Below are 23,883 nucleotides of genomic sequence, written 5' to 3' on the forward strand. Positions count from 1 at the left end.
AATATTCTTAAAACAGGAGATGATCCTCTGATGCAGCTTTTCCATTATCATTACTGGACACCATTTGTTGAGGAGATGGAGAAGGCGTACACCTCATTAGGCTTTGAAGTAAAGGGGCGTTTCGCAAAGGAAGGTTCCTTTCCCCCTCCGCTTACATGGGATGATTTTAGAGAGAAGAAGCCCTCTTTCCGAATCATTGAGATGAGAAAGGGACAGATCAATATCACATTTGGTTATAGTAAAAAAGTCCTTTTTGATCACATCGGCTTTCTAGTGACTGATGATGAATATGATCAGCTGCTGGTACAAGCGCAAAAGAGAAACTGGGCAATCCAGACCGGGGAGCGAAGAACGTTTCTTTCTACACCGATGCGCTTAAGGCTTGAATTGCAGCGGCGGACAGATGTGATTGAAACTGGTGAAGAAGCAATTGCCGAGATGACGATCGCAGTACCTGATTTGACTCATACACCTGCGGTCGATCAGTTGCTGGACGGTTTGACACAACCTATTCATTGGAAAAAGGGAGAACGTCTCTCTTTACTTGAAGTGAAGATGATAGATTCTCACGGGATGAATACGACCGATCCAAACGGTGTTCACGTCCTCACACAAGGATAAAAAGCAGCGAGATACGCTGCCTTTTTTATGATTGTTTACGGATTGGAATCCAAATCAATGTCACATGATCTGGAGAATGTATCTCTCCATCTAAAGGGTACGTTTCCATCTCCATTCCCCCAGCATGCTCATATCCTGAGGCAGGAAACCATTCTGTGAAAATACGTGTCCATGTTGAATGCACAGCGGTTTCGACAGGCCCCTTTGCCTGAAATACAGCCCACGTACTGGCCGGAATCTTCTCGACTGTCATGGTCGAATCTGGTTCTTCCACACCTTGCTCAATCCCAATGATATAGTCAAATGTTTCAAGCGTTTCATCAAAATGTGCACATACACCGATATATCCGAGTTCTCCAGCTGCATGAGCCAGTGAATCCGTCCATCCTTCTTGATTGACACGCTTCCAAAAGGCGGGAATATCCTGTTTGTTTTGGCTATTCTTTGTTGTTGTCTTTAGTCTTCTGCCCATGATTGAAAATGAATCCTTTTCCACAATTCGATAATGCATCGGTTCGACTCCTTTTATTTGAAGTTCGAAGGAGAGACGGGGGTAGGCTTTCACTGTATACTCGCCTGTTTTCACTGCTGCCGGTGTATATCCATGATGCCGCTTGAAGGCTTTCGCAAACGACTCTGGGGTTTCATAGCCATACTTCACCGCCGCATCAATGACTTTCACTTGCTTGGTCATGAATTCTTCTGCCGCAAGGGTTAATCGTCTTTTGCGAATATATTCTGCTACTGCAATTCCCGTCAGCATATGGAATAGCCGCTGATAATGAAATTTAGACATACAGGCGGCCTCTGCCACTTCTTCGATCTGCAAAGGCTGATCCAGCCTCTCTTCCATATAATTGATACTATCCATGATCAAGTGAATCATTTTTCCCTCTCCTTCCTTTTCCACTATATCGAGAACCGCCCGCACCTTCCTGTCATTTTGTGCTTTCATTGAACAGGATGTCTGTTTCTCTTTTGCAGAGGTTCATCCAATGGTACAATAAATGTAAAAAATTGAGGTCCGTTATGAAGATTTTCGCTATTCAATTACAACCTTTAGATGATAAAAATGCACGAAAACAAATAGAACAGCTGAAGCCTTTTGTGTCACTTGAAAAACGCGCCGCCGCTGAGCGCTTTCGTTTTTTGATCGATGCAAGAAGAACGCTTTTAGGTGAGGTACTGATTCGTCACATCATTCATGAGATGTACGCACTGCCAATGGTACAGATCATTTTTGAAACAGAAGGGAACGGAAAGCCTGTTGTCCGGCAAATTCCTTCTTTTCATTTTAATCTTTCTCACTCTGGTGATTGGGTCGTGGGCGCAGTAGATGATGCGCCTGTTGGCATTGATATTGAAGAGATTAAACCGATTGATTTAGCCATTGCCAAACGATTTTTTTCAGCTGACGAATATCAAGATTTACTCTCACAGCCGGCAGAACGGCAGGAAGCCTATTTCTTTCATTTATGGTCCATGAAGGAGGCTTTTATCAAGCTGACAGGGAAGGGAATATCCTATGGTCTTTCATCCTTTACCGCTCGCTTGTCAGAGGATGGACAGGCTACTTTGAGATTACCTGATCACGAAGCCCCTTGCGTTGTCCAAACATATTCACTTGATCCTGCCTACCAAATGGCGGTTTGTACAAGAAAACCCGCTGCGGCTGAGCACGTCGAGATACTCACTTGTGAGAACATGCTGTCACGCCTTAATAACGTGTGATTTGTTGAAGTGATGACTTTAGCAAATCGACGCCTCGTGCGATTTCCTCTTCTTTTACATGCCAAATGTTCAGCTGAAGTATAGGCTCCTTATGATAAGTAGAAATGAAATGGCGGTCGATCGGCTGAACCATCACAGAAGCCTTTTTTAGCTGCTGAATGAGCTGATTCATCGGAATGGACCGGTCGACACGAACGTGGGTATGGGTAGCTGGCTCCTCTTCTCCCAGCTCATAAGCGCCTTGATCATTTTTCAAACAGGCCACAAGTTGTTTGGATCGAGCTCTATAGGTCGCCTGCATCCTTTCTCTATGACGCTCAAACATCCCGCTTTTCAAATAAATTTCTAAAGCAGCCTGCGAGAGCATCGAGCTGTCGATATCAATCAGCCGTTTATGTTCACTGAAGGGGCCAATCAGCTCGTTTGGTAAGACGACAGCACCTGTTCTAAGCCCCGGAAAAATGATTTTTGAGAAGCTTTTTAAATAAATGACCTTCCCCGCCTGATCATATGAATAGATCGGGTCTCTTTTTGTATCGAATTCTAAATCAGCCAAATAATCGTCTTCAACGATGTAGACATCATATGCTTCGGCAAGGGCTGCAATCGCTATTTTTTCTTGTTTCGACAGACTCGTTCCAAGCGGGTTTTGAAATCTTGGCATCGTATAGAAAAAGCGAATATCCTCCTCTCGGAAGATACGCTCCAATTCCTGAAGATCGAGTCCTTTTTCCGTCCGCTGGATCCCCCGGACAGGTAGCTGGTTTTTCTCTAAGTATTGGAGGTATAGGTGATAGCCTGGCTGTTCGACCAATATGGTCTGTTTTCCATTCGGAAACGGGATGGTGCTTAAAATCGATAAAGCCAGCTGAATACCAGAAGTCATGACGATCTGTTCTGGAGAGGCAAACACTTGATAATCCGTTAAACGCTTTGAAATGATTGGCAGTAAAGATGGTAATCCATTGGTGGTGCCATAGATAAATAAATCATTTTGATACAGATCAATCGCTTGATTGATGCAGTGCTGAAAATCGACATACGGAAACACAATGGGATCAGGCGCAGAGGAAGCAAAATCAATCCATGTGCTGCCCTTCTTAACAGCTGACTGATTGGTTTTCACGACAAAATAGCCACTTCTTTCTACAGAGTACAGCAAGTGTTCACGCTCTAATGTATCTAGTGCTTTTATGACAGTGCTTTTGCTCACAGCATATTGAGCCGCTAAGTGACGAATGGATGGGATTTTCATTCCAGCATTGTATTCACCGCTCTCGATTTTGTTTTTTATATTCAACACAAGCTGATCATATTTCCTCACAGCACTAGCCTCCTTGTACCGGTACAGATATCAATAACTCTTATTGTACACTTTACTTAATCCGTTTACGATAAAAAGACAGAACCGGTCAATTCAACTGAAGCATGCATGCTCGTGTAAGGAGAATTCTGATGGATATGTCAAAACAAAAAGCGTATGCTGCCTCGATCGCATACGCCTGTATTATTGGTTTTTCATTCTTGTTTGTCAAAGTGGCTTTAGCATCAGCGAATCCGATTGATGTATTGGCACACCGATTTACTGTTTCTTTCGCAGCCGCTCTTTTGTTATTTCCATTTTTACGAAAAAAGTACCGTTTTTCCATTCAATGGCGTGATCTCATTTACATTGTGCCATTTTCCTTGCTTTATCCTGTGTTGTTTTTTGCATTTCAAGTGTGGGGGCTGATGTTTACCTCTTCATCAGAGGCCGGCATTATTCAGGCGACCATCCCTATTTTGACAATGGTGCTTGCAGCATGGTGTTTAAAGGAACGTCCTACCTCGATTCAGGTGCTGTTTACCATTCTTTCTGTGTCCGGGGTGATGCTCCTCTTTGTGGTGAAGGGAATTGATGTGAAACATTCTCATCTCATCGGCTATGTGCTGATCTTACTTTCAGCCTTATCATCCAGTGCCTATAGCGTATTTGCCAGGGTGATGACACGGCGATTCCATGTCATTGAACTGACTTTCGTGATGACATTCTTTGGATTTGTCTTCTTTAATGCTGCTGCTCTCATTCGGCACTCGGTAAATGCTACACTACCGCAGTTTTTCAATCCGTTTACGCAGCCATCCTTTGTATGGTCTATGCTGTTTTTAGGCATTCTCTCATCACTGCTCACAGCGTATTTATCAAACTATGCTCTTTCCCACCTTGAAGCAGCAAAGGTGAGTATCTTTAACAATCTTTCTGCTTTCATTACCATTGCCGCTGGCGTGCTTATTTTACATGAAACGATTGATATGGTTCACCTCATCGGAGCTGTGCTCGTCATTGGCGGAGTGATTGGCGGGAATGTGGTGAGGAAGGGGAATTCATAAAGAAAACGGCCCTCGTTTGACGGGGCCGTTGTTTTCTTTTATTGGCTGATGAATTGCCTTTTTGTTGTCTGCTCAATGACATGCCTCATATGTTCTGCGAACTGCTCGAGGTGTGTGTTGATATACATGTGCCCTCCTTCGAAATCAGTACGTTCGATGGCGTTTGCCCATGTTAGCCAGCCGTCTGCGTCTTCCATGCATTTCTTATCTTGCTTTCCGTTCAATAAATAAACGGGTGATTTAATGATTGTTTTGTCTGTGTGCCGGAAGGATTCTAATGCTTGATAGTCGGCACGTAAGGATGGTGTAAAGTAATCCATCATTGGCTTGTTCTCTAACAATTCTTTTGGAATCCCGCCCATTTCAGCGATATGCTGAACAAATGCTTCATTCGATAAATGGGTCAATATTTGTCTTTTTGTTTGCGGTGGCTGAATGGCAGAAATGACAACCGCTGCCGGATCGATGCCTTCCTTTTCTAACAGCTGAGTCAGCCTGTACACCACAAGTCCGCCCATGGAATGTCCGAACAAAATAAATGGACGGTTTAATTTGCCTGTCAGTCCTTCTTTATACAATTCAGCCAGCCGGTCAATGCTTGTTTCAAGCGGCATGAGGTTCGTTCCATGACCCGGAGGCTCTGCTGCTGTCACTTCGGCCGTGTCCTTCAGCTGTTCAAAGAGCGGACGGTAAGAGGCGGAATATCCGCCTGCAAAAGGAAAACAAATAAGCTGAATGAGATCTGATTTTTTTTCAAAGGTTTTAAATAATTGGTTCATACGTCCTTACCCCTTTACGATCGTTTCAAGAATCTGCGCAAGTTGATCTGCCTGCGGTCTTTTCATCATGGTCACATGGTCGCCTTTTATTTGATAATACGAGCACGTTTCTCTCGTGTAAGCTTCCCAATCGGCAAATTTCTTCTGGAAATCTGTGGCGTGATCGCTGCTTTGTATAATATAAAACGGCACAGAGAATGGGTCTTTTTCTAATTCAATGGCTTGTGACATGATGGTATTATGAGTCTGCATTTGCAAGTATTTATCTAAATAGTGATCATTCATAAATTGATGAACGACTTCATCCTTTTCTGCTTCTTTGAGGATTTTCTGCTTCACTTCTTGGAAGCTGAGCCCTTGTAATGCTTCTGGTTTGATGCCGACGAGGTTCCCCATACCTAGGACGAGGGCGAGCATTTTCACTTCTTCTTCGTTCATATCGGCATGAAGCGCTTGATCTGCCTCATCTCTTAATACCGGAACCGTATCTAAAATGATCAATCCTTTTGGCGCTTTTCCTGCATGACAGAGTCTCTGATTCATTCCGTAAGCAAGATGTCCGCCCATAGAATGCCCTGCCAAATAATCAATGCCTGGTCGATAGAATGTCTCAATGGCTTCAATAAAAATGGCGACAAGCTCTGTATAATGAAGGAATTGCGGTTCTTCATCCTCATATAAGCCTGGAGACTGCAAGGCGTAAACAGCTCCTTCATGTGTCATGAGCTTGGCCACATCGATATACCCCATCACCGTTCCACCAGCAGGCGGTGCAAAGAAAATTCTCGGTTCAGCCGGATCCCCTTTTTTCAACTCGATTACATAGTCTTTCGGCGCTCTTTCGACAGACTCGCCTGTTTCTGGCACTGTATCCAAATATGCCGCTAGCTGCGCTGGCGCTGGGTGCATAAAAATCCATTTCGGATCAACACGGACACCTTTTTCTTTTAATTTGGCAACGGCTTGAATACTCATAATGGAATCTCCACCTAAATCAAAGAATGAATCATGAATTCCTACTCGTTTGACACCAAGCACTTCACTGAAAGCTGTCACAATCAGCTGCTGTGTTTCTGTTGCCGGTTGATCGTCTTCATGTGAGGATGAGACTGCGTCTGTCGGCTCCGGCAAAGCTTTTTGATCGACCTTCCCATTCGTTGTGACGGGAATTGCGTCAAGTACGATAAAGTAACTTGGAATCATATAGCCTGGCAGGCTTTCCTGTAAAAATGCTTTCCATCCGGGAACAGGCTCTCCCCCATCTGTGACAAGGTAGGCTGCCAGCCGTTTTGAGCTGCCGTACGTTTTAGCAATGACGGTACATTCTTTTACTTGTGGATGTTTGAGCAGGGCTGTCTCAATTTCTCCACATTCAATTCGGTAGCCTCTAATTTTGACCAAGTTGTCTTTTCGGCCAAGGTATTCAATACTGCCATCAGACCGCCATTTCCCTAGGTCACCGGAACGATACAGTTTGTCCCCTTTTAATGCCGGGAATGGATTGTCAATAAACCTCTCCTTCGTGCGCTCTGGGTCATGCAAATATCCTTTTGCCAGCCCTGTTCCGCCGATATAGATTTCTCCTTTGACGCCTATAGGTACTGGATTGAGATGATCATCTAGTATGACAACCGTTGAGTTGGCGACTGGCACACCGATTGGCACTGATCTAGCATCCTCCGGTACATGTGTGACTTGATAAGTGGTCGCTAATGTTGTGTTTTCTGTTGGACCGTAAGCATTGATCAGCACACCCTTCATATGCGGCAATGCCTTTCGTGCATGCTCACTAGACATGGCTTCTCCGCCAACAAGTAATGTACGGTATCCAGCTACACTTTTTGGATCATGTTCAATCAGCCGGTTGAATAATGCAGTTGGCAAACAGTTGGCTGTGACTTGATGCGTTTTGATTAAACGAGTTAATTCGTCCATATTCAGCGCAGCATATTTCGGGATCAGAACCAGCTGACCGCCACTTAGCAGCATCCCCCATAATTCAAAGGTAAAGGCATCAAATGCATAGTTAGACAGCTGAAGCATTTTATCTTCTGAACCAAGCTCAATATAGTTTGTTTCTTTCACTAAGCGGACCACTCCTGCATGAGGAAGCATCACGCCTTTTGGTGTGCCTGTTGAGCCTGAAGTGTAGTTCACATAGGCAATCTGGTCTTCTCCTACAATCGATTTTTCCCTTTGATACACTGCGCCTGTTTCTGGTAACGGCTTGTCCATTTCAATCTTTGTGCCGCTCAGATCGTCTAAACGATTGATCAGATGCGACTGGGTTAAGATGATATCGCTTTGTGTATCGCGAACGATCAGACCAATGCGGGCATCTGGATACTCAGGTGACATCGGTACATAAGCAGCACCCGACTTGACGATCCCTAGAACTGAGACCATCATGTCAAACGAACGATCAAACAGCATCGGGACAAGTGAACCTGGTCCAACGCCCTTTGATTGTAAATAGGCAGCCAGTTTTGTCGCCTTCTCGTCTAAATCTTGATACGTCATATGCTCTTCCATATAAGATACAGCAATCCGGTGCGGGTCACGCTGCACTTGTTCTTCAAATAATTCTTGCAGCGTACGCTTTGGATAAGGCGTGTCAGTTTGATTTTTCCCTATGATCATGGCATCCTGTTCTGTTTTGTCCATGACGCAAAAGTCAGCAAATGTCCGTTCAGGCTGAGCCGTCATGCCATCTAACAGATTGAGATAATAATTCATCAACCGGTGGATCGTTTCTTGCTCAAATAAATCCGTATTATATTCCACATGGATAGACAGCTTGTCCTCCTGCTCAAATACATGCAAGGTGAGATCAAATTTAGAGACGGTATGATGGACCATCACTTGTTCCGATGTCAGTCCTTTTAGGTTGATATCCAGAGAATCAGTGACATACCCCATGGCGACTTGGAAGATCGGTGAACGACTTAGGTCTCTATCCATTGAAAGGTCATCCACAAGCTTGTCGAATGGATAATGCTGATGCTCAAAGGCTTTTAACGTCATTTCTTTCACCTTTTCCAGTAAATCGGCAAAGGTATCGGCTTTTGAAACGTCCTGTCTCAGCGCCAATGTATTGACAAACATGCCGACGAGCTTCTCTGATTGTTCGACATCACGGCCAGCGATCGGCGATCCAACAATGACATCTGTTTGTCCAGACAACTTGTGAAGCAGGACATAATAGGCTGACAACATCGTCATAAATAGTGTTGTCCCCTGTTGTCTCGACAAGGCATGTAAACGACGAACAAGCGGTTCATCTATCACGATTTGCTCTGTAGCCCCATTAAATGTTTGAACCGGCGGACGAGGACGGTCAAACGGGAGCTCTAATACCGGCAACTCTCCTTGTAACGTTTCTAGCCAATAGCTCTGAGCCTCATGGTGGTTCTTTAATTGCTCATTCTCCCAATGAACATAATCGGTCCATTCAATCTCAAGTGCAGGTAACTCAGGCGTTTTCTCTGATAATAGCGCACCATACACGACTTCTAATTCTTGAATAAGCAGGCTGAGCGACCATGCATCGGAAATGATATGATGCTGCGCACAAAGCAAGTAATATTCCTCTTTCCCCATATCAACAATTGTCCATTGTGCAAGCGGTCCCCGTTCTAAGTCATAGATGCGGTTCGCCTCTTGCTGAATCAGCTGTTCCAATCTTCTCGCTCTTGTTTTTTCATTAAATAATGAGAAATTCGCAACGGTTACTGATGGCGGAAGGTCTTCACGGATGACTTGAACCGGCTTGCCGCCAATGGTTTGAAATGTTGCGCGCAGTGCTTCATGACGTTTTGTTAAGAGACCGATCGCCTTTGTTAACGTTTGGATGTGTAATTGGCCCATCAGCTTCCAAGCACCTAATATATTGTAATGATGGCTCTTTTCTAATGTAGATAAGAACCAAATCCGCTGCTGAGCGTGTGACAGGTCATAGCTTGTTCGTTTTTCCAGCTTTGGAATGCTGGCTTCCTGAATGGCTGGTGCTCCATTGATGTCATCGACCATTTGTGCCAAGTGTGCCAGATTCTTGCTTTCAAACAATATTTTTAGCGGTGCCTTTATTGAAAACTCATGATTAATACGAGAAATCGTTTGAGTGGCCTTTAATGAATGTCCACCCAGGTCAAAGAATTGATCCTCTTTATACACACGATCGACTTCTAAAATATCCTCCCATATGGCCGCAAGCACCTGCTCTGTCTTCGTTTCTGGCAATTGCTTTTCAAACGGCTGTGCGTGTTTGTGATGGAACTGTTTGAGGGCTTCGTGATCAATAGAGCCATCTTGTTTTTTCGGTATATCTTCCACTTGCCTAATGTCCCAGTTCCCCTCTATGATGTCTGTGATCTTGTCAGCATCCACTTCTTTGCCTGATTGCACCGTATAGTACAGTTTCTTTTCAAAATGCGGGATTGGTGCTGGTTGAAGATGTTCAGCGATTTCTTGATTCGCCCCATCTAGGCCAATAAATAGATGCGCTTCATTCAGCCGAACACCTAGACATAATGAATGGAGTCCTTGTTTTTTTCCAATCAATTGAAAGCCCTTGCGAACGGTTAGCGCAGCCCCAGTATGTCCCTTAGACAAACCAAGATTATCCCACATGCTGAAATTCAACGTAATCGCTCTTCTTCCCTCATGATAGGTAAGGGCATGTGCGAGTCCATCTAAAAAGCTGTTCGCCGCAGAATATGCGCCAAATGTGGTGCCGCCAAAAAAGCCATTCACTGATCCAAAAAAGACGAGTGGAACTGACGGATCATGCTTGAAGGCGTCTTGCAGCACCCAAGCACCATCTGCCTTCCCTGAAAGTTCTTTGACGAAATCTTCTTCTGTTGTATGAGCCAGTGTGTACGTATCCACATGCTGAAAGTGCTCAGATACATTGCCAGCACCGGCTAAATGAAGCGCTCCTCGGATCGACTGTCCGAAATGCTTTTCTGCTTCATAAATCGCCCGCTCGACGTCACATAAATTCGTCACATCGGCTTGTACATAAAGGACGTCTCCCAGATCTTTAAGTTGTGAGAATGACGCCTCTTTTTCTCTGTCTTCTTCAAGGGATGTCCGTCCAATTAACACGAGCTTCAAGCCAAATTGGAGCATTTGCTTAGACAGTTCAAATCCAATACCGCCAAGCCCGCCAGTCAGCAAGTACAAGCCTTCATATTCTAAAAACCCTTCTGTCTGAGGTGCCGTCATCATATTCACTTTTTCCAGCTTTGGTACGAGGCGCTGGCCATGCCGGTAAGACACTTCTGCTTTCAAATGAATCGCACCTAGTTCGTCCGCAATATGTTTGGCATCCTGTTCCACATTCTCCGCTTCAATATCAAGGTGAGACACTTCTGCCCCTTCCCATTCTTGCGGGATGGTTTTTAATAATCCGGCAAGAGACGTTTTCTCCACATGAAACTCATCTTGCGGTTTTACAAATTGACCACCTTTTGTGACAACAACGAGACGCATCGGCTCTTTATTTTCTTGTCTCAATGCTTGATACAAATACAAAATGGATTGGCTAGTGCTTGCATTCAGTTCTTTGAACTGCGCAGGGCTCGCAATCATCTCCGTGTCTGATACATTCCACAAGTGGAGCATACGGTCAATTTTTAATTCATCGGCTTCAAGCGCCGCCACAAGCCTGACGTAATCCCCCTTGATTCGAGGGTTCATCTGATACATCCCTTTTGACAGGCGTAAAAATTCATAACCCTTTTTCACAGAAACATAAGGCAGGTTCATTTGTTCAAATTGTGTATAAAGCGATTGATAAAGCCCTTTTTCATCCTCAAATACGAGTACATGATCAGTGGAGACTGGCTGAGATGGACCGATATTCTCTTTTACCCAAATACGTTTAAAGAACCAATCTGGGAGGGTTTGTTCATTTTCCGAAGCAAGATCAAGTGCACGTTCAATGTCATGAAATACCCCATCTTTCAGTGCCGCACCTAGTTGGGCACGTTGGATTTTTCCGCTTTCTGTTTTCGGAAATTGGTCTTTTTTCAACGGAATGATATGGTCAGGTTCGATTCCCATTTTGCGAATGATGCTCTCTCTAATCTGCTGAATCATTGTGATTTGATCCTCTATCGAATCCTTCTGCGTGACAAAAAAGATGGCGAGTGTGTCATTACTTGATTCGGGATTGTAAATGCCGTACGCAGCGGCAAAGGTGACTTCAACCCCCTCAACTTCTTCCACAACGGCTTCAATTTCGTAATTCAAATAGTTCGCTCCGTTGATGACGATGATATCCTTTTCCCGTCCTGTGAGGACTAGGCGCCCTTCATGAATAAATCCTAAATCTCCTGTATGAAACCAGCCGTTTTCCGCAAATACTTCTTCATTGGCTTCCTCATTTTGATAGTAGCCCATCATAATCGTTGGACTCTTCACCTGCAAGCGGCCGACTTGATCTTCTGGCAACACTTGGTGATGCTCGTCTACAATCCGAATCCATACAGAAGGGATTGGTGCACCAACTTCTGTAAAGGTCATCTTGTGCGGATGATCGTGCGTCACATATTGAATCTCACTTGTTAATGAGGTCTGATCAATGGTCAGTTGTCCACCCTGATCATCATGACGCATGAATTCTTTTGACTGGACAATGGCTGATGATGTTTCTGACATGCCATAAGCCGGCACCATCGCATGGCGGCTTAATCCGTGCTCACCCATGATGTGCATGAAACGCTGCGTCACTTTAGGAACAACTGCTTCGGCGGCGTTCATGATATAGGTCAAGGTGGAGAGATCCCAGCTCCCTTTGCGAATGTCGTCTTCACATTCATTCATCATCGCAAAGGCAAAGTTTGGCGCCCACGTCCTTGTGACACCGTATCTTTCTACCCAATCCAGCCACACCATCGGCCGTTCGATAAATTGGTCAATGGATGGACTAATTTGCTGGCAGCCGAGGTACACATCATGTACATGAAACATGACAATGCCCCCTACATGATCAAGCGGCATCCAGTTCATGGATACATCCTCATGCGTGAAACCATTTGCCTGCTCAAAGGAAATGATTCTAGATAAAATGCTTTGATGGTTGTGCCGGATACACTTTGGCACACCCGTACTTCCTGAGGACAGCAGCTGAAGCACAGGCTCATCCGGCTCTGGCTCATAATGCTGTTCATCTGGGTCACAGGCAAGTAATGTTTCGATTGTTAAAATCGGAATCGCTTTTGATTCAAATGTTTTACGCAGTCCTGCAATGTCCTCAGCACTCGCTTCGTTTGTAATAATGAATGGCTCATTTTGCAGCTGAAACACGCCCTTGAGCTTGTTCACGCCTTGATTCATTTCATCGTACACCGGCGGTACAGAGACTGGGGTTGGAATGATTCCACCGAGAATACAGCCCCAGAATACCGTGATAAAATCTTGATGATCTTTCAATTGAAGCAGCACTTGATCGCCGTTTGAAAGTCCGGCTGCCCTTAATCCAGATAGGACACGTTCCGCTCCTGTGAGCAATTCCGGGTAAGTCTGGATCACCTCATGTCCGCCTTCTTTGAGATACGTGACTCCGCGATTTGGTGACATAAAGGCGGCTCGGATCAGTACCTCTGTCAATGTGACTGGTGTACCTGGTTTTCTAATCACATCACCGCCATAAACAAGGGCTGGTGGTTTTTCTTGTACGGAGGATTGTATGGTTTGGCTGACTTCATCTTTTGAAAACGATTCGTTTCCATTTGTACGCTGTCTATCTGGGAAGAGGTCATCTAAATGATAGGGTGTTTGTTTTTCTGTCTGACTCTCTATCAAAACAGCTGCTTCCTCTACTCCATCTATGGCTTTCGTGCGCTCTTCTATCTTTCTTCGTTCCTCTTCATCTAGTACATCAATGGCAAGCAGCGCCTCGGTATCGACCGCTCCACTTTCTTTTCGCGGCAAGGAAGGGACGAGGACGAGTGCGGCTGGCACTTCATCAGGATGAAGCGGGCCTTTCATCAAATCCTCTCTTGTCAGCGAAGGGTCCTTCGCCTGTGCAAAAAGCACAAGCGATAGGCCTCCTTCTCGATTTTTCTTCGGGATGAGCGCACATTCCTTTAGTGGAAAGTGAAGCATGAAGACTTTCTCTAATGCTTTGAGATCGATTCGTTTTCCATTGATCCTGACAATATGATTTGCTGCATTTCCTTTTCGTCTACTAACTAGCATTCTTCTTCTCCTCCTACATCCAATCCAAAATCTGAATCTTGCTTTCTTCCGACCAAACGCCGACATCCCCTGTCGGATAAAGGTATTCGCCTGTTTGATGTTTGAATGGATGCGGAATTTTATGCGCCTCCATCCAATCGGCTAGCTCTCCAAAAAGTGCTTTGATCTCTTTTGCACCGATAAAAATATCTCCAGGAAATCCAATCGGCATGAGCTGATGTTCTTCATTCAGGACATATATTTCCGTTTCATAGGCAGGATCATGTACGCCTGCATAAACTTCTTCTTGGTCTGGGTATAGCACGCTGACATGTGCGTTTTTCGCCCAATCACTGATCATCCGCTCTTTTTCCTCACTTGTCACAATGGTGAAGGAAGATAGCGGCGTATCCACTTGTTCTGTCATGGCTTCAAGTGTGTGAATCAGCTGCTGCATCAGCGTTTGTATTTGCTTTTCTGAATATTGATTCAAGTTGTATGTGATCCGGAGCTCCAGCGTATCTCCCGGCACTGCGACAAGGGTTAAGTCATAATTTGTTTCTTCATGACTGGCGATGTCTAAAATGCGTACGCCATACGGCTCAATGGACTCAATCGGATAGTTTTCAAACACGACAATGCTGTGAAACAATGCCTCTCCATTTGGAATTTCCGTCATCTGCTGAATGTCTGGCAGTACGGTATACTCGTATTCTCTCAGCTGAAAAACGGTTTCCTGTGTATGGGCGAGCAATCGTGCAATCGTCCAGTCCGAATGGATCGGTAAACGAAGCGGCAATGTGTTAATAAAGAGCCCTGTCATGCTTTCCACTTCTGGTAAGTCGGCTGGCCGGCCAGATACGGTCACCCCAAATATGACATCCTCTGCGCCCGAATGAAGGTGCAAGAGCAGTCCCCACGCTGATTGAATCAGTGTGCTCATCGTGACCTTCTGCTTGCCAGTCATCTTCTCCAGCTTCTGCTGCATCTCTGGCGTCAATTTGACGCTGGACTGCGCCATGCTTACTTCTTGGTCTAAAGCATGTTCTTCGCCGTCTCCTGGAAGCGGTGTCGCTTCCTCTACGCCTGACATATAACGCTGCCAGAATTCTTGCGCCTTCTCTTGATCCTGCTTTTGCAGCCATTCGATAAAATCTTTATATGGACGGACTGTAGAAAGACTGATCTCTCGGTCGTCCACAAGAGAGCGATACAGCGCAAAGGATTCCTGAATAAAACTGAACAAACTCCAGCCATCGATTAAAATGTGATGAAAACTAAAGACAAACGTGCATCTTTCCTCATCACAACGGAATAAAGCAATCCGAATTAGCGGTTCATCTATATGGTCTAAATGGAAATCCTTTGAACGATCAGATATTAAAAAGTGTTCGATTGTCTCTTCTTGCTTCGCATCACTCAGGTGGCGCACATCGTGCTGAGTGAGATGGATGCTTCCTTCTGATTGAATGAACTGAACAGGCTCCTTCAGCCCTTCCCAAGCGAATTTTGTTCTCAAAATCGAATGACGTTCTACAAGAAGATTCCAAGCTTGTTCATAGGCATCGCCGTTTGTTAAGCCTTGGAGCGTCATATGCACCTGACCAAAATAAGCTTGTGAGTCTTGATCTAGCAGTGCATGAAACAGCATTCCTTGCTGCATTGGAGACAGCGGATACACATCGACTACATTGTCTGGAAGTTCATCTATTTGCTTTTGCGTGAGCTGAACCATCGGAAAATCAGATGGTGTAAAGCCGCCGCTCGTTTCAACACAATGCGTCAAGATGATCTCCATTTTTTCTTTAAAACGTTCAGGTAACAACCGCACCTCTTGATCTTGCAGCAGTTCACGATTGATCATAAAGTTCATCTGCAACTGACCATCTGTCACATATCCATACACATCGATCAAATGCTGTCTTTCTGCTTTCGGATCGTGAACATGTCCATTTCGTTCGTCTGCTATATACAGCTTGGCTTCGCCATCTGCCTGATCTAACTGACCGAGGTAATTAAAGCTCATCTGCGGCGTTACCGTTTTGAGTAAACGAGATTCTGTCATATATTGAAGCAAACCATAGCCGATTCCCTTTTGCGGCACAGCTCGTAAGGTTTCTTTGACGTCTTTGATTTGTCTTGCAACATCGGTTTGTATAAAAGGAATAAAAATAGGATAAGAGCTTGTAAACCAGCCGACTGTCCGTGACAAATCCATCTGTTCAAATAAATCCTCGCGTCCATGCCCTTCTAACGTGATGAGCATTGGCTTTCCAATGGCTTGCGTGAGTCCTGATAACAGTAAATCGTTAATCTCTGTTCGGTATGCTTGTGAGGCCTGTCTAAGTAACCTATCTGTTTGTTCCTTTGTAAGCTGAACCGACAGGATCTCTGCATGTTCTTCTATATTAGAAAGCGCAGGCAGTTGGAAAGGAGAACCTTCTTCCTCTTGATCCTTGATTTTTTGCCAAAAAGAGGCCTGCGCTTGTAATTGATCTGTTTGTGCATATTCGTATAAGGCATCTGCCCACTGCTTATAGGAGGCGGTTTTTTTCGCAAATAGGATGTCCTGCCCCGTAGCAAGCTGTTTCAATCCATTTAGTACATCTTCTTGTATCATGCGCCATGATATGCCATCCATGACGAGATGGTGTGCAGCAATAAAGAGCTCAGACGTGTCTTCACCTGTATGAAAAAGAATCGCTTTGATCACTTCTCCGCGCTCTAATGACAATGTTCCTTGACAGGCACTTGTCTCCAAGCGGATTTGTTCCCGTGCTTCCTCCTGAGATACATTCGTCACATCAAAGAATGTGACACAAGGTGTGACACCAGGCTCACGAATGGTTTGAATCCATGTGCCATCTGCCTCTTTTGTATATATAGCTCTCAGCATATCGTGATGATCGACCAGTTTTGAAAGAACCTGTGTTAACTGTTCATGTGGAACAGATCGCTTCATTTCAATATGCGCCGATAGATTCCAATAATCTTGATTGGTCATCGATTGCTCAAAGAACCAAGATTGAATCGGGAGAAGACGAACCTCTCCTGTCACAGGTGATTGATCATAGACCGTAGAGACCTCTGACTTTCTCATCGCTTGTGCGAGTTGTGAGATGGTCTGTTTTTCAAATACATCTCTCGGCTGGATGACGTAGCCTTCCTGTGCTAAACGTGCCACCATTTGTATGACAATAATAGAATCACCGCCAAGCTCAAAGTAGTTATCATGGACGCCAATAGAAGGAACGCCTAGCAGCTGAGACCACACTTTTTCTAACACACGTTCTTCCTCAGTAGCTGCTTTGTCAATGGCTGTCTCTACTTCTTCTTGTCTCCACTCTGGCGGTGGAAGACGCTTTTGGTCTACCTTGCCATTTGGCGTGAGCGGTAATTCATCCAGCTCTATTAATAGGCTTGGCACCATATAATCTGGCAGGATGTCTTTTAAGTTTTGGCGAATGTCTTGCGTTGTCATGCCCCCTTTTTGGACAAAATAACCGATCAATCGCTTATGACCACTCTCATGCTGATGCGGGATAACGGCACATTCTGTGATGTCATCAAATGTCAGCATAGCGGCTTCAATTTCTCCACATTCCACACGGTGTCCGCGAATTTTCACTTGATGATCGATTCTTCCAAGACAGTCAATGATGCCATTTGACAGCCAGCGGCCCATATCGCCTGTTTTATATAAACGCGCTCCTTCTTGGAAAGGATGCGGGATAAATGATGATGCTGTTTTTTCTTCATCTCCAAGGTAACCAAGTGCTAGCCCTGTGCCGCCAACATAAATTTCGCCGATGACGCCTTGCGGAACTGGCTGCATTTGGTCATCTAATACATAAGCTTGTGAATAAGCAATAGGCTGTCCAATCGGGACCGTCGCCTGATCTTCTTCTAGTGCTCGAATGTGATGCACACAGGAGAACGTCGTATTCTCTGTTGGTCCATAACCATTTAAAAGCCCTTCAGGCAAATACGGTAGTGCTTTTCGGATATGAGCGGCTGATAAGGCATCTCCGCCGATCAATAATGCATGAAGTCCAGATAAAGCTTCTGGATGTTCTTCTGTTAAACGGTTGAACAGCGGCACAGTCAGAAACCCTGTTGTAATCTGATAAGTTTTTAGTGCTTCCGCTAATGTATCCATTGATAAAATGGTATTTCGATCCGTCAGTATGAGCCTTCCCCCGTTTAAAAGGGCTCCCCATATTTCATACGTAAAAGCATCAAAAGAGAAGCTGGCGATTTGTAAAATGCGCGTTTGTTCATTAAGGGTGACATAGTCTGTTTCACACACAAGCCGGACGACCGCTTGATGCGGGATCAGTACTCCTTTTGGCTGTCCAGTTGACCCCGATGTGTAATTGATATAAGCAAGTCCATCAGGTCTTAGTGCAGCGGGCATGACCTCTGCTTCTGGTAAAAATTCTTCATACCCTTGATCAAGACAAATAAGTTCCGTTTGATGGATGGATACTTTTTTCAGCCATTCATTTTTTGTCAGTAAAAGCTGAATCCCTGTATCTCTCAGCATATAGTCAATGCGGGCATCTGGATATTCAGGATCAATTGGCACATAAGCCCCGCCTGCTTTCACAATGGCCAGCACCCCAAGAATCATTTCAGGCGATCTATCGATGAGCAGTCCAACTGGTTCATGCGGCGTCACGCCTCGCTGCTGCAAATAGGCTGCTAGACGATCGACTTTCTCATGTAACTCTTGGTACGTCCACTCATCTCCTTGAAACTCGAGCGCCACTGCATGTGGTGTCTTTTTCACTTGCGCTTCAAATCGTTCCGTCATAAGCAGCGGACCTTTTGGTTGATCAGTCTTTCCGCTCCATTCATAGAGCAATTGATGCTTTTCTTTCTCTGGCAGGAAATTCACTTGTCTGATCGGCTGCGCTGGATTTTCACAAATTCCTTCAAGCAGGTGCTCGTAGTATGAAAGGAATCGCTCCATCGTGTCATCAGAAAATAAATCCGCATGATACTCAAGCTTTAACTGAAGCCCTTCAGCTCCTTCAAACACAAACAGAGAGAGATCAAATTTCGCTGTATCATTATCTTCAATGGCTAAAACCGACGTCGCCTCTCCCATTGGAGAAGCTTCAAGCGGTAGGTTTTGCAGAACAAACATGACCTGAAACAGCGGCTGCTTACTGGCATCACGCACAATATTCAATTCATCGACCACCATCTCAAACGGCACATCCTGGTGTGCATAAGCACCGACAGTTGTCTCCTTCACTCGCTCTAATAATTCCGTAAAGGCTGGATTCCCGCTATGGTCGATCCGAAGCGCCAATGTATTCACGAAAAATCCGATTAAATGCTCCATTTCCGTTCGATTTCTCCCAGCAATGACCGAGCCAATGACAAACTCATCCTGTGAAGACAATCGATGTAATAGAGTAGAAAAAGCCGACAGCAAGGTCATATAAAGTGTGCTGTCTGTTTTCTTGGATAGCTCAGCAATCTTTTTAGACAGTGACTTCGACAGCTGATATGTTTTCGTCTTCCCTTTGTAGGATTGAACGGCCGGCCGCGGATGATCATACGGCAATACCAAATCTTCAACAGGTGCCGCAAATTGCTCCTTCCAATAGGCAAGCTGCTTATCTAGTGGCTCTCCTGTCAAATACTCCTTCTGCCACAGTGCGTAATCCGCATATTGAATAGGCAATGCCGGCAAGTGAGGCTCCCGCCCTTCGATCGCCGCTGTATACCACTCAGATAATTCTCTTGCAACAATGCCAATCGACCAGCCATCTGACACGATGTGGTGAATGGACATAAGCAAGATATGCTCTGCGGGTGAAAGTCGAATCAGCTTCACTCGAAAGAGCGCTTCGTGTTCTAATTGAAAAGGTGTGGATGCCTCTTCTTTCGCCCATTCAGCCGCTTTTTGTTCTTTCTCTTCCTGTGATGCTATGCCTGAAAGGTCCATCACCTCAAGCTCTGGCAGGGCCATCTGTTCATGAATGACCTGTACCGGTTCATCCCCGCTCATCGTAAAGGACGTTCTGAGCGATTCATGCCTTTCCACCATATGATGCAGACTTTCCTGAAGCACCTTGATATCTAAAGGCCCATTCATCCGAAACGAAATCGTATTATTGTAAAATGGCAGATCCGGCTCTAATTGATAGAGGAACCACTGTCTTTGCTGGGCATAAGACATCGGAATGTCCTGACCCTTTTCCATTTTTCTCATCGGAATCACTTCATCTGCTTTGGCATTTGAATCGATCCAGTCTGCTAATTCTCCGAGTCTCGTATGTTCAAACAACACAGCAAGCGGCACGTCAAACCCTGTTTTTTGCCTAACCGCAGACAGCATTTGCGTCGCCTTCAGCGAATGACCTCCTAGTAAAAAGAAATGATCGCCGCAGTTGACATCTGAGACACCGAGCAGCTCTGACCAAATGTGTGCGAGCAGTTTCTCCGTTTCTGTGTGAGGTGCTCTGTTGTCTGCATCCATTCCGCTTTCCTCTATTAATTCATGAAAATATGCCTCGTCTGGCGATCCATCTTCTGTTTCTTTCCAATATTCCTCAGGAAACAAATACACGGCATATTCACCAGATAGACGGGACTGTAAACACGTATGAATCGATTGATAAAGCCGCTCTTCCACCGCCTTTGTTTGATCAGTTTTGAAAAAGACGTAAAAGGTCTGCTCTGTTTGCATCTCCGCATCCGCATGGACCATCTCGTGAATCTCTTTCTTCGATCGATCCAATCCCGCATAAATGAGCGGAGCATCTGTCATCAGACATGCGAGCATCGTTTGGAAGCCTGCCTGCTTTGAAATTGGAAGATAACCTCTTTCTTTTAACATGCCTTTTATCATGGAGCCTTCACTCATGCCAATCTCGTCCCACATGCTGAAACTAAAGCAATATGGCTTCACTGTAGATGTCAGCTTCTGATAATGAGCAAACTGTTCCACGAACTCATTGGCAGCGCAATAGGCGCCGACAGTCATACCGCCCTTTAGCGTTCGGGCTGACGAGCTGGAAAGAAATAAAACATTCCTACGTTTGGAGGCAGCTTCATGAAGCGCAATCGTTCCATATACCTTTGCTTCGTACATGTCATTCAGAGACACAGATGTCATATCAGCAAGCAGTTCTTCTTGAATAATACCTGCGAAATGAATGATGCCATCCAGCCTTCGATTTCCGGCGACCTCATGTCTAGAGATGATTGCTTCTACCTCTTTTTCAGCCGTGATGTCTGCTTTCTCATAAAGAACCTTGCCGCCATGCACTTTTGCCTGCTTTTCTAGCAAAGACAATGTCTCTTGCTGGTCACTAGAAAGTGCCTCTCTCTCTTTCCTTCCAAGCAACACGAGATGTGCTTGATAAGATGTCAGTAGGTGTTCACTGACTAAACGTCCAATTCCGCCTAGCCCGCCTGTTATGACATAAAGCCCAGATGATTCAAATGGCGGCTCTTCCCTTTTCTGTTCCTTTTCCAAATGAAGAGGTGCTAAAAAGGGAATATAACGAACACCTTGACGATAAGCAGCAACATGACGGTCTTGGTCATGTGTAAGTTCTGCCATCATCGCCATTGCATGGGAATGACTAGATACCGATTCTGCTAGAGAAAAATCAAGACATTGCACCTTGATAAACGGCCATTCATGCTGAACTGCTGTCATCAGTCCGGCTGTCGTTGCTTTTTCTACATCGTGGATATGATCCCCCGGCACATTCATCGCATGGGCTGAGACAAAAGTGATGGCCACCTGCTCCTCATAGACGGAAATGGCTTTTGTTAAAAATAATGCACTCATGCTGCCCGTTTTCTGCGCTTGTTTTGCCTTGGACACATAAAGCTTGTCTTCTTGGTTTGTATAGTTCCAAAGGTGAATGATGTGTTTCACCGAAACGCCATACGAACGGAGCGTCTCAAAGAGTTGTTCGTAGTCAGACGGCCGATTCGGGTGGATGATGAAGTGAGTGTGTGTGAGTTGTTTGAACGCTTGACCCGGTTCAACCGTAATGTATGTTTGTTCACTGTTTGCAAAAGATTTCAATTGATCTGCCAGTCCTAATGGATCTGCAAAGATCACAACGTCCCCTATGATCTGCTTGTCAGCTGCATCAAGTGGAGCAGGTATCCACTTCTTTTGATAACTCCAATCAGGCAAGGTATGTTCATTTTCAAGTCTCATGTCCATTTCCATGATCATTTCATCAAATTCGCCTTCTTGCCATCTTGTCTTGAGCTGTGCCCTTTCTATTTTTCCAGAGCTTGTTTTGGGAAATGCATGCTTCTGGACAGGAATGATGCGAGATGCAGACAAGCCCATTTTTGTTGCAATATGGGATTTAATGTGCTGACTTGCCCTCATAATATAAGCTGGCTCATACAGCTTCGGTGTAAAAAAGAGAATCAGTTCATCGGATGCAGAAGCCTCCATTCGGACGGAACAAGCAGCCACAAAGCTCGTTTCTACTCCCGGTACTTCCTCTGCTATGGCTTCAATTTCATAGTTGTGATAGTTTTTTCCGTTGATGATAATCATGTCTTTTTCTCTACCGGTTAGTGTCAGCCTTCCTTCGTGCAGGAAACCTAAATCACCCGTGTGAAACCAGCCATCCGCTTGAAATACTTCTTGATTCGCTTCGTCATTCCGGTAATAGCCCTTCATGGTGGTTGGACCTTTTATTTGCACACGGCCAATATGATCTTCTGGAAGAAGCTCATGCTGATGATTGACGATGCGTATCGTGATACCTGGAATCGGTTTGCCTAGCTCTGTAAAGCTGACGGTTCCCGTTTCACGTGCTTCTGCTGGTCTTAGCTGCTCTGTCAGCGACGTTTCCTCAAAAGTCAGAACCCCGCTGTTTTCATCTCCACGCTCAATCGCAAAGGAAAACACAACCGCTGATGAGATTTCAGACATGCCAAAAGCCGGTCTGATCACATCTCCCTTTAAGCCGTGCGGAGCAAGCAGGTGTAGAAATCGGTGGATGGTTTTTGGCACGACCGCCTCTGCCCCATTGATCATGCAGGTCATCGCCGACAGATCCCAAGATCCTGATGAAATCTCTTTCTCATAATCGTTGATCATCGCAAATGCAAAGTTAGGTGCCCACGTCTTCGTTGCACGGTAGCGGTCCATCCAGTCAAGCCACCGCAACGGCTGAGCGATAAAGTCATCCGTTCTTGCCCGAATCTGCTCGCAGCCTGTGTACACATTGACAAGGTGGAACATCACGATGCCGCCAATATGATCTAAAGGCATCCAGTCTAATGAGACATCCTCTTGTGTAAATTGATTTGCTGCCACTGTTCCTTTGACGTTCGCCAGCACACTTCTATGGGAATGCTCTACACACTTTGGCATCCCTGTACTTCCAGACGTTAAGATAAAGAAGACGGAATCATCCGGCGCGGCAGGATGAGCGGCTGTATCTCTTTCTAATGTCAGCATCGGCTCAACTGCTGCGACACGTAATTGGTCTGTATGCCACAGTAAGGCTAACCCTTGCACCTCCTCGATCAGTGAGTCATCTGTTAGGATGAGCGGATGCTCGAGCAGCTTCCAAGCGTGATGAAGCTTCTTCACTGCAGCATTCATCTCCCGATAGGTTGGGGCAGCCGACACAAGCGTTGGAACAAATCCGCCTAATACACATGCCCAAAAGGCAGTGACCATGGCATGATTCGATGAGAATTGAAAGAAAACAGGATCTCCTGCCTTCAGCCCCAGTGCCCTTAAACCAGTCAGAACCCTCTCGGCGTCTCCTTGTAACTGCGCATAAGATTGTGTGAGTTCGTTCTTGCTATTCACGATATACGTAAGCCCATTTGTCGTTTTTGCAGCCTCTGTTAAGACTTCCTGTAAGGTCTGTGCGCCTTGTGTGACGTCGAGATCCCCTCCATAGGAAAGAGCGGGCGGCATATCGGCCAAAGCAGGTACAGCCTTTTGCGTCTGTATCGCTTCCGCTGCGGCCTCCTGCTCAATGTGCTTGTCGAGAAATAAATGAGAGAGGTGATACGGCCGCGGTCGAATGGTTTTTTCACGTGAAAAAACAGCGAAGCGTTCGATTTCGTTGGTTTGTAAAATGGTTGTCTTTACATCTTGTAAAATCGCATCCATTGATTCATGTCTACTCGTTTGGTTAATGGTTGATGGTTTCATATGAGTTCCTTTCCTTTTTTG

At 45.2% G+C, this 23,883-nt stretch carries 8 protein-coding genes; 3 read left to right on the forward strand and 5 right to left on the reverse strand.

Annotated elements, in window-relative coordinates:
- Nucleotides 1-30: 30 nt before the first annotated feature.
- A complete protein-coding gene (locus LCD32_RS03955) occupies nucleotides 31-621 on the forward strand; it encodes a hypothetical protein (protein ID WP_052320316.1) in 591 nt (196 codons plus the stop codon).
- A 25-nt stretch (nucleotides 622-646) separates the two neighbouring features.
- Here LCD32_RS03955 and LCD32_RS03960 read toward each other — a convergent pair whose 3' ends face one another.
- Complete coding sequence (locus LCD32_RS03960; protein ID WP_224562811.1) at nucleotides 647-1,507, reverse strand: effector binding domain-containing protein; 861 nt, start codon at nucleotides 1,505-1,507, stop codon at nucleotides 647-649.
- Nucleotides 1,508-1,650: 143 nt separating this feature from the next.
- On the opposite strand from LCD32_RS03960, the gene LCD32_RS03965 reads away from it, so the two are divergent.
- On the forward strand, nucleotides 1,651-2,352 hold the full coding sequence (locus LCD32_RS03965; protein WP_224562814.1) for a 4'-phosphopantetheinyl transferase family protein: 702 nt from the start codon (nucleotides 1,651-1,653) through the stop codon (nucleotides 2,350-2,352).
- Here LCD32_RS03965 and LCD32_RS03970 read toward each other — a convergent pair.
- Entirely contained in the window at nucleotides 2,339-3,676 is a 1,338-nt protein-coding gene (locus LCD32_RS03970; RefSeq protein ID WP_224562816.1) for a PLP-dependent aminotransferase family protein, read from the reverse strand. The two genes, LCD32_RS03965 and LCD32_RS03970, sit on opposite strands and share 14 nt — an antisense overlap.
- A gap of 131 nt (nucleotides 3,677-3,807) precedes the next feature.
- On the opposite strand from LCD32_RS03970, the gene LCD32_RS03975 reads away from it, so the two are divergent.
- Complete coding sequence (locus LCD32_RS03975; protein ID WP_047946182.1) at nucleotides 3,808-4,722, forward strand: DMT family transporter; 915 nt, start codon at nucleotides 3,808-3,810, stop codon at nucleotides 4,720-4,722.
- Between the two features lie 38 nt (nucleotides 4,723-4,760).
- Here the strand turns inward: LCD32_RS03975 and LCD32_RS03980 are convergent, their stop codons facing one another.
- From LCD32_RS03980 to LCD32_RS03990, 3 genes are read right to left on the reverse strand one after another with little or no spacing between them, the layout of a single operon-like run.
- Complete coding sequence (locus tag LCD32_RS03980; protein WP_224562819.1) at nucleotides 4,761-5,501, reverse strand: thioesterase II family protein; 741 nt, start codon at nucleotides 5,499-5,501, stop codon at nucleotides 4,761-4,763.
- A 6-nt stretch (nucleotides 5,502-5,507) separates the two neighbouring features.
- Complete coding sequence (locus LCD32_RS03985; protein ID WP_224562822.1) at nucleotides 5,508-13,706, reverse strand: non-ribosomal peptide synthetase; 8,199 nt, start codon at nucleotides 13,704-13,706, stop codon at nucleotides 5,508-5,510.
- 13 nt (nucleotides 13,707-13,719) lie between these two features.
- Nucleotides 13,720-23,862 carry a non-ribosomal peptide synthetase gene (locus tag LCD32_RS03990; protein ID WP_224562825.1) on the reverse strand — a complete coding sequence of 3,381 codons (10,143 nt, stop codon included), beginning with the start codon at nucleotides 23,860-23,862 and terminating at the stop codon, nucleotides 13,720-13,722.
- Nucleotides 23,863-23,883: the final 21 nt, after the last annotated feature.

Source organism: Bacillus sp. RSS_NA_20 (assembly GCF_020165915.1).
In the GTDB taxonomy this organism is placed as follows: Bacteria; Bacillota; Bacilli; order Bacillales; family Bacillaceae; genus Bacillus; species Bacillus altitudinis.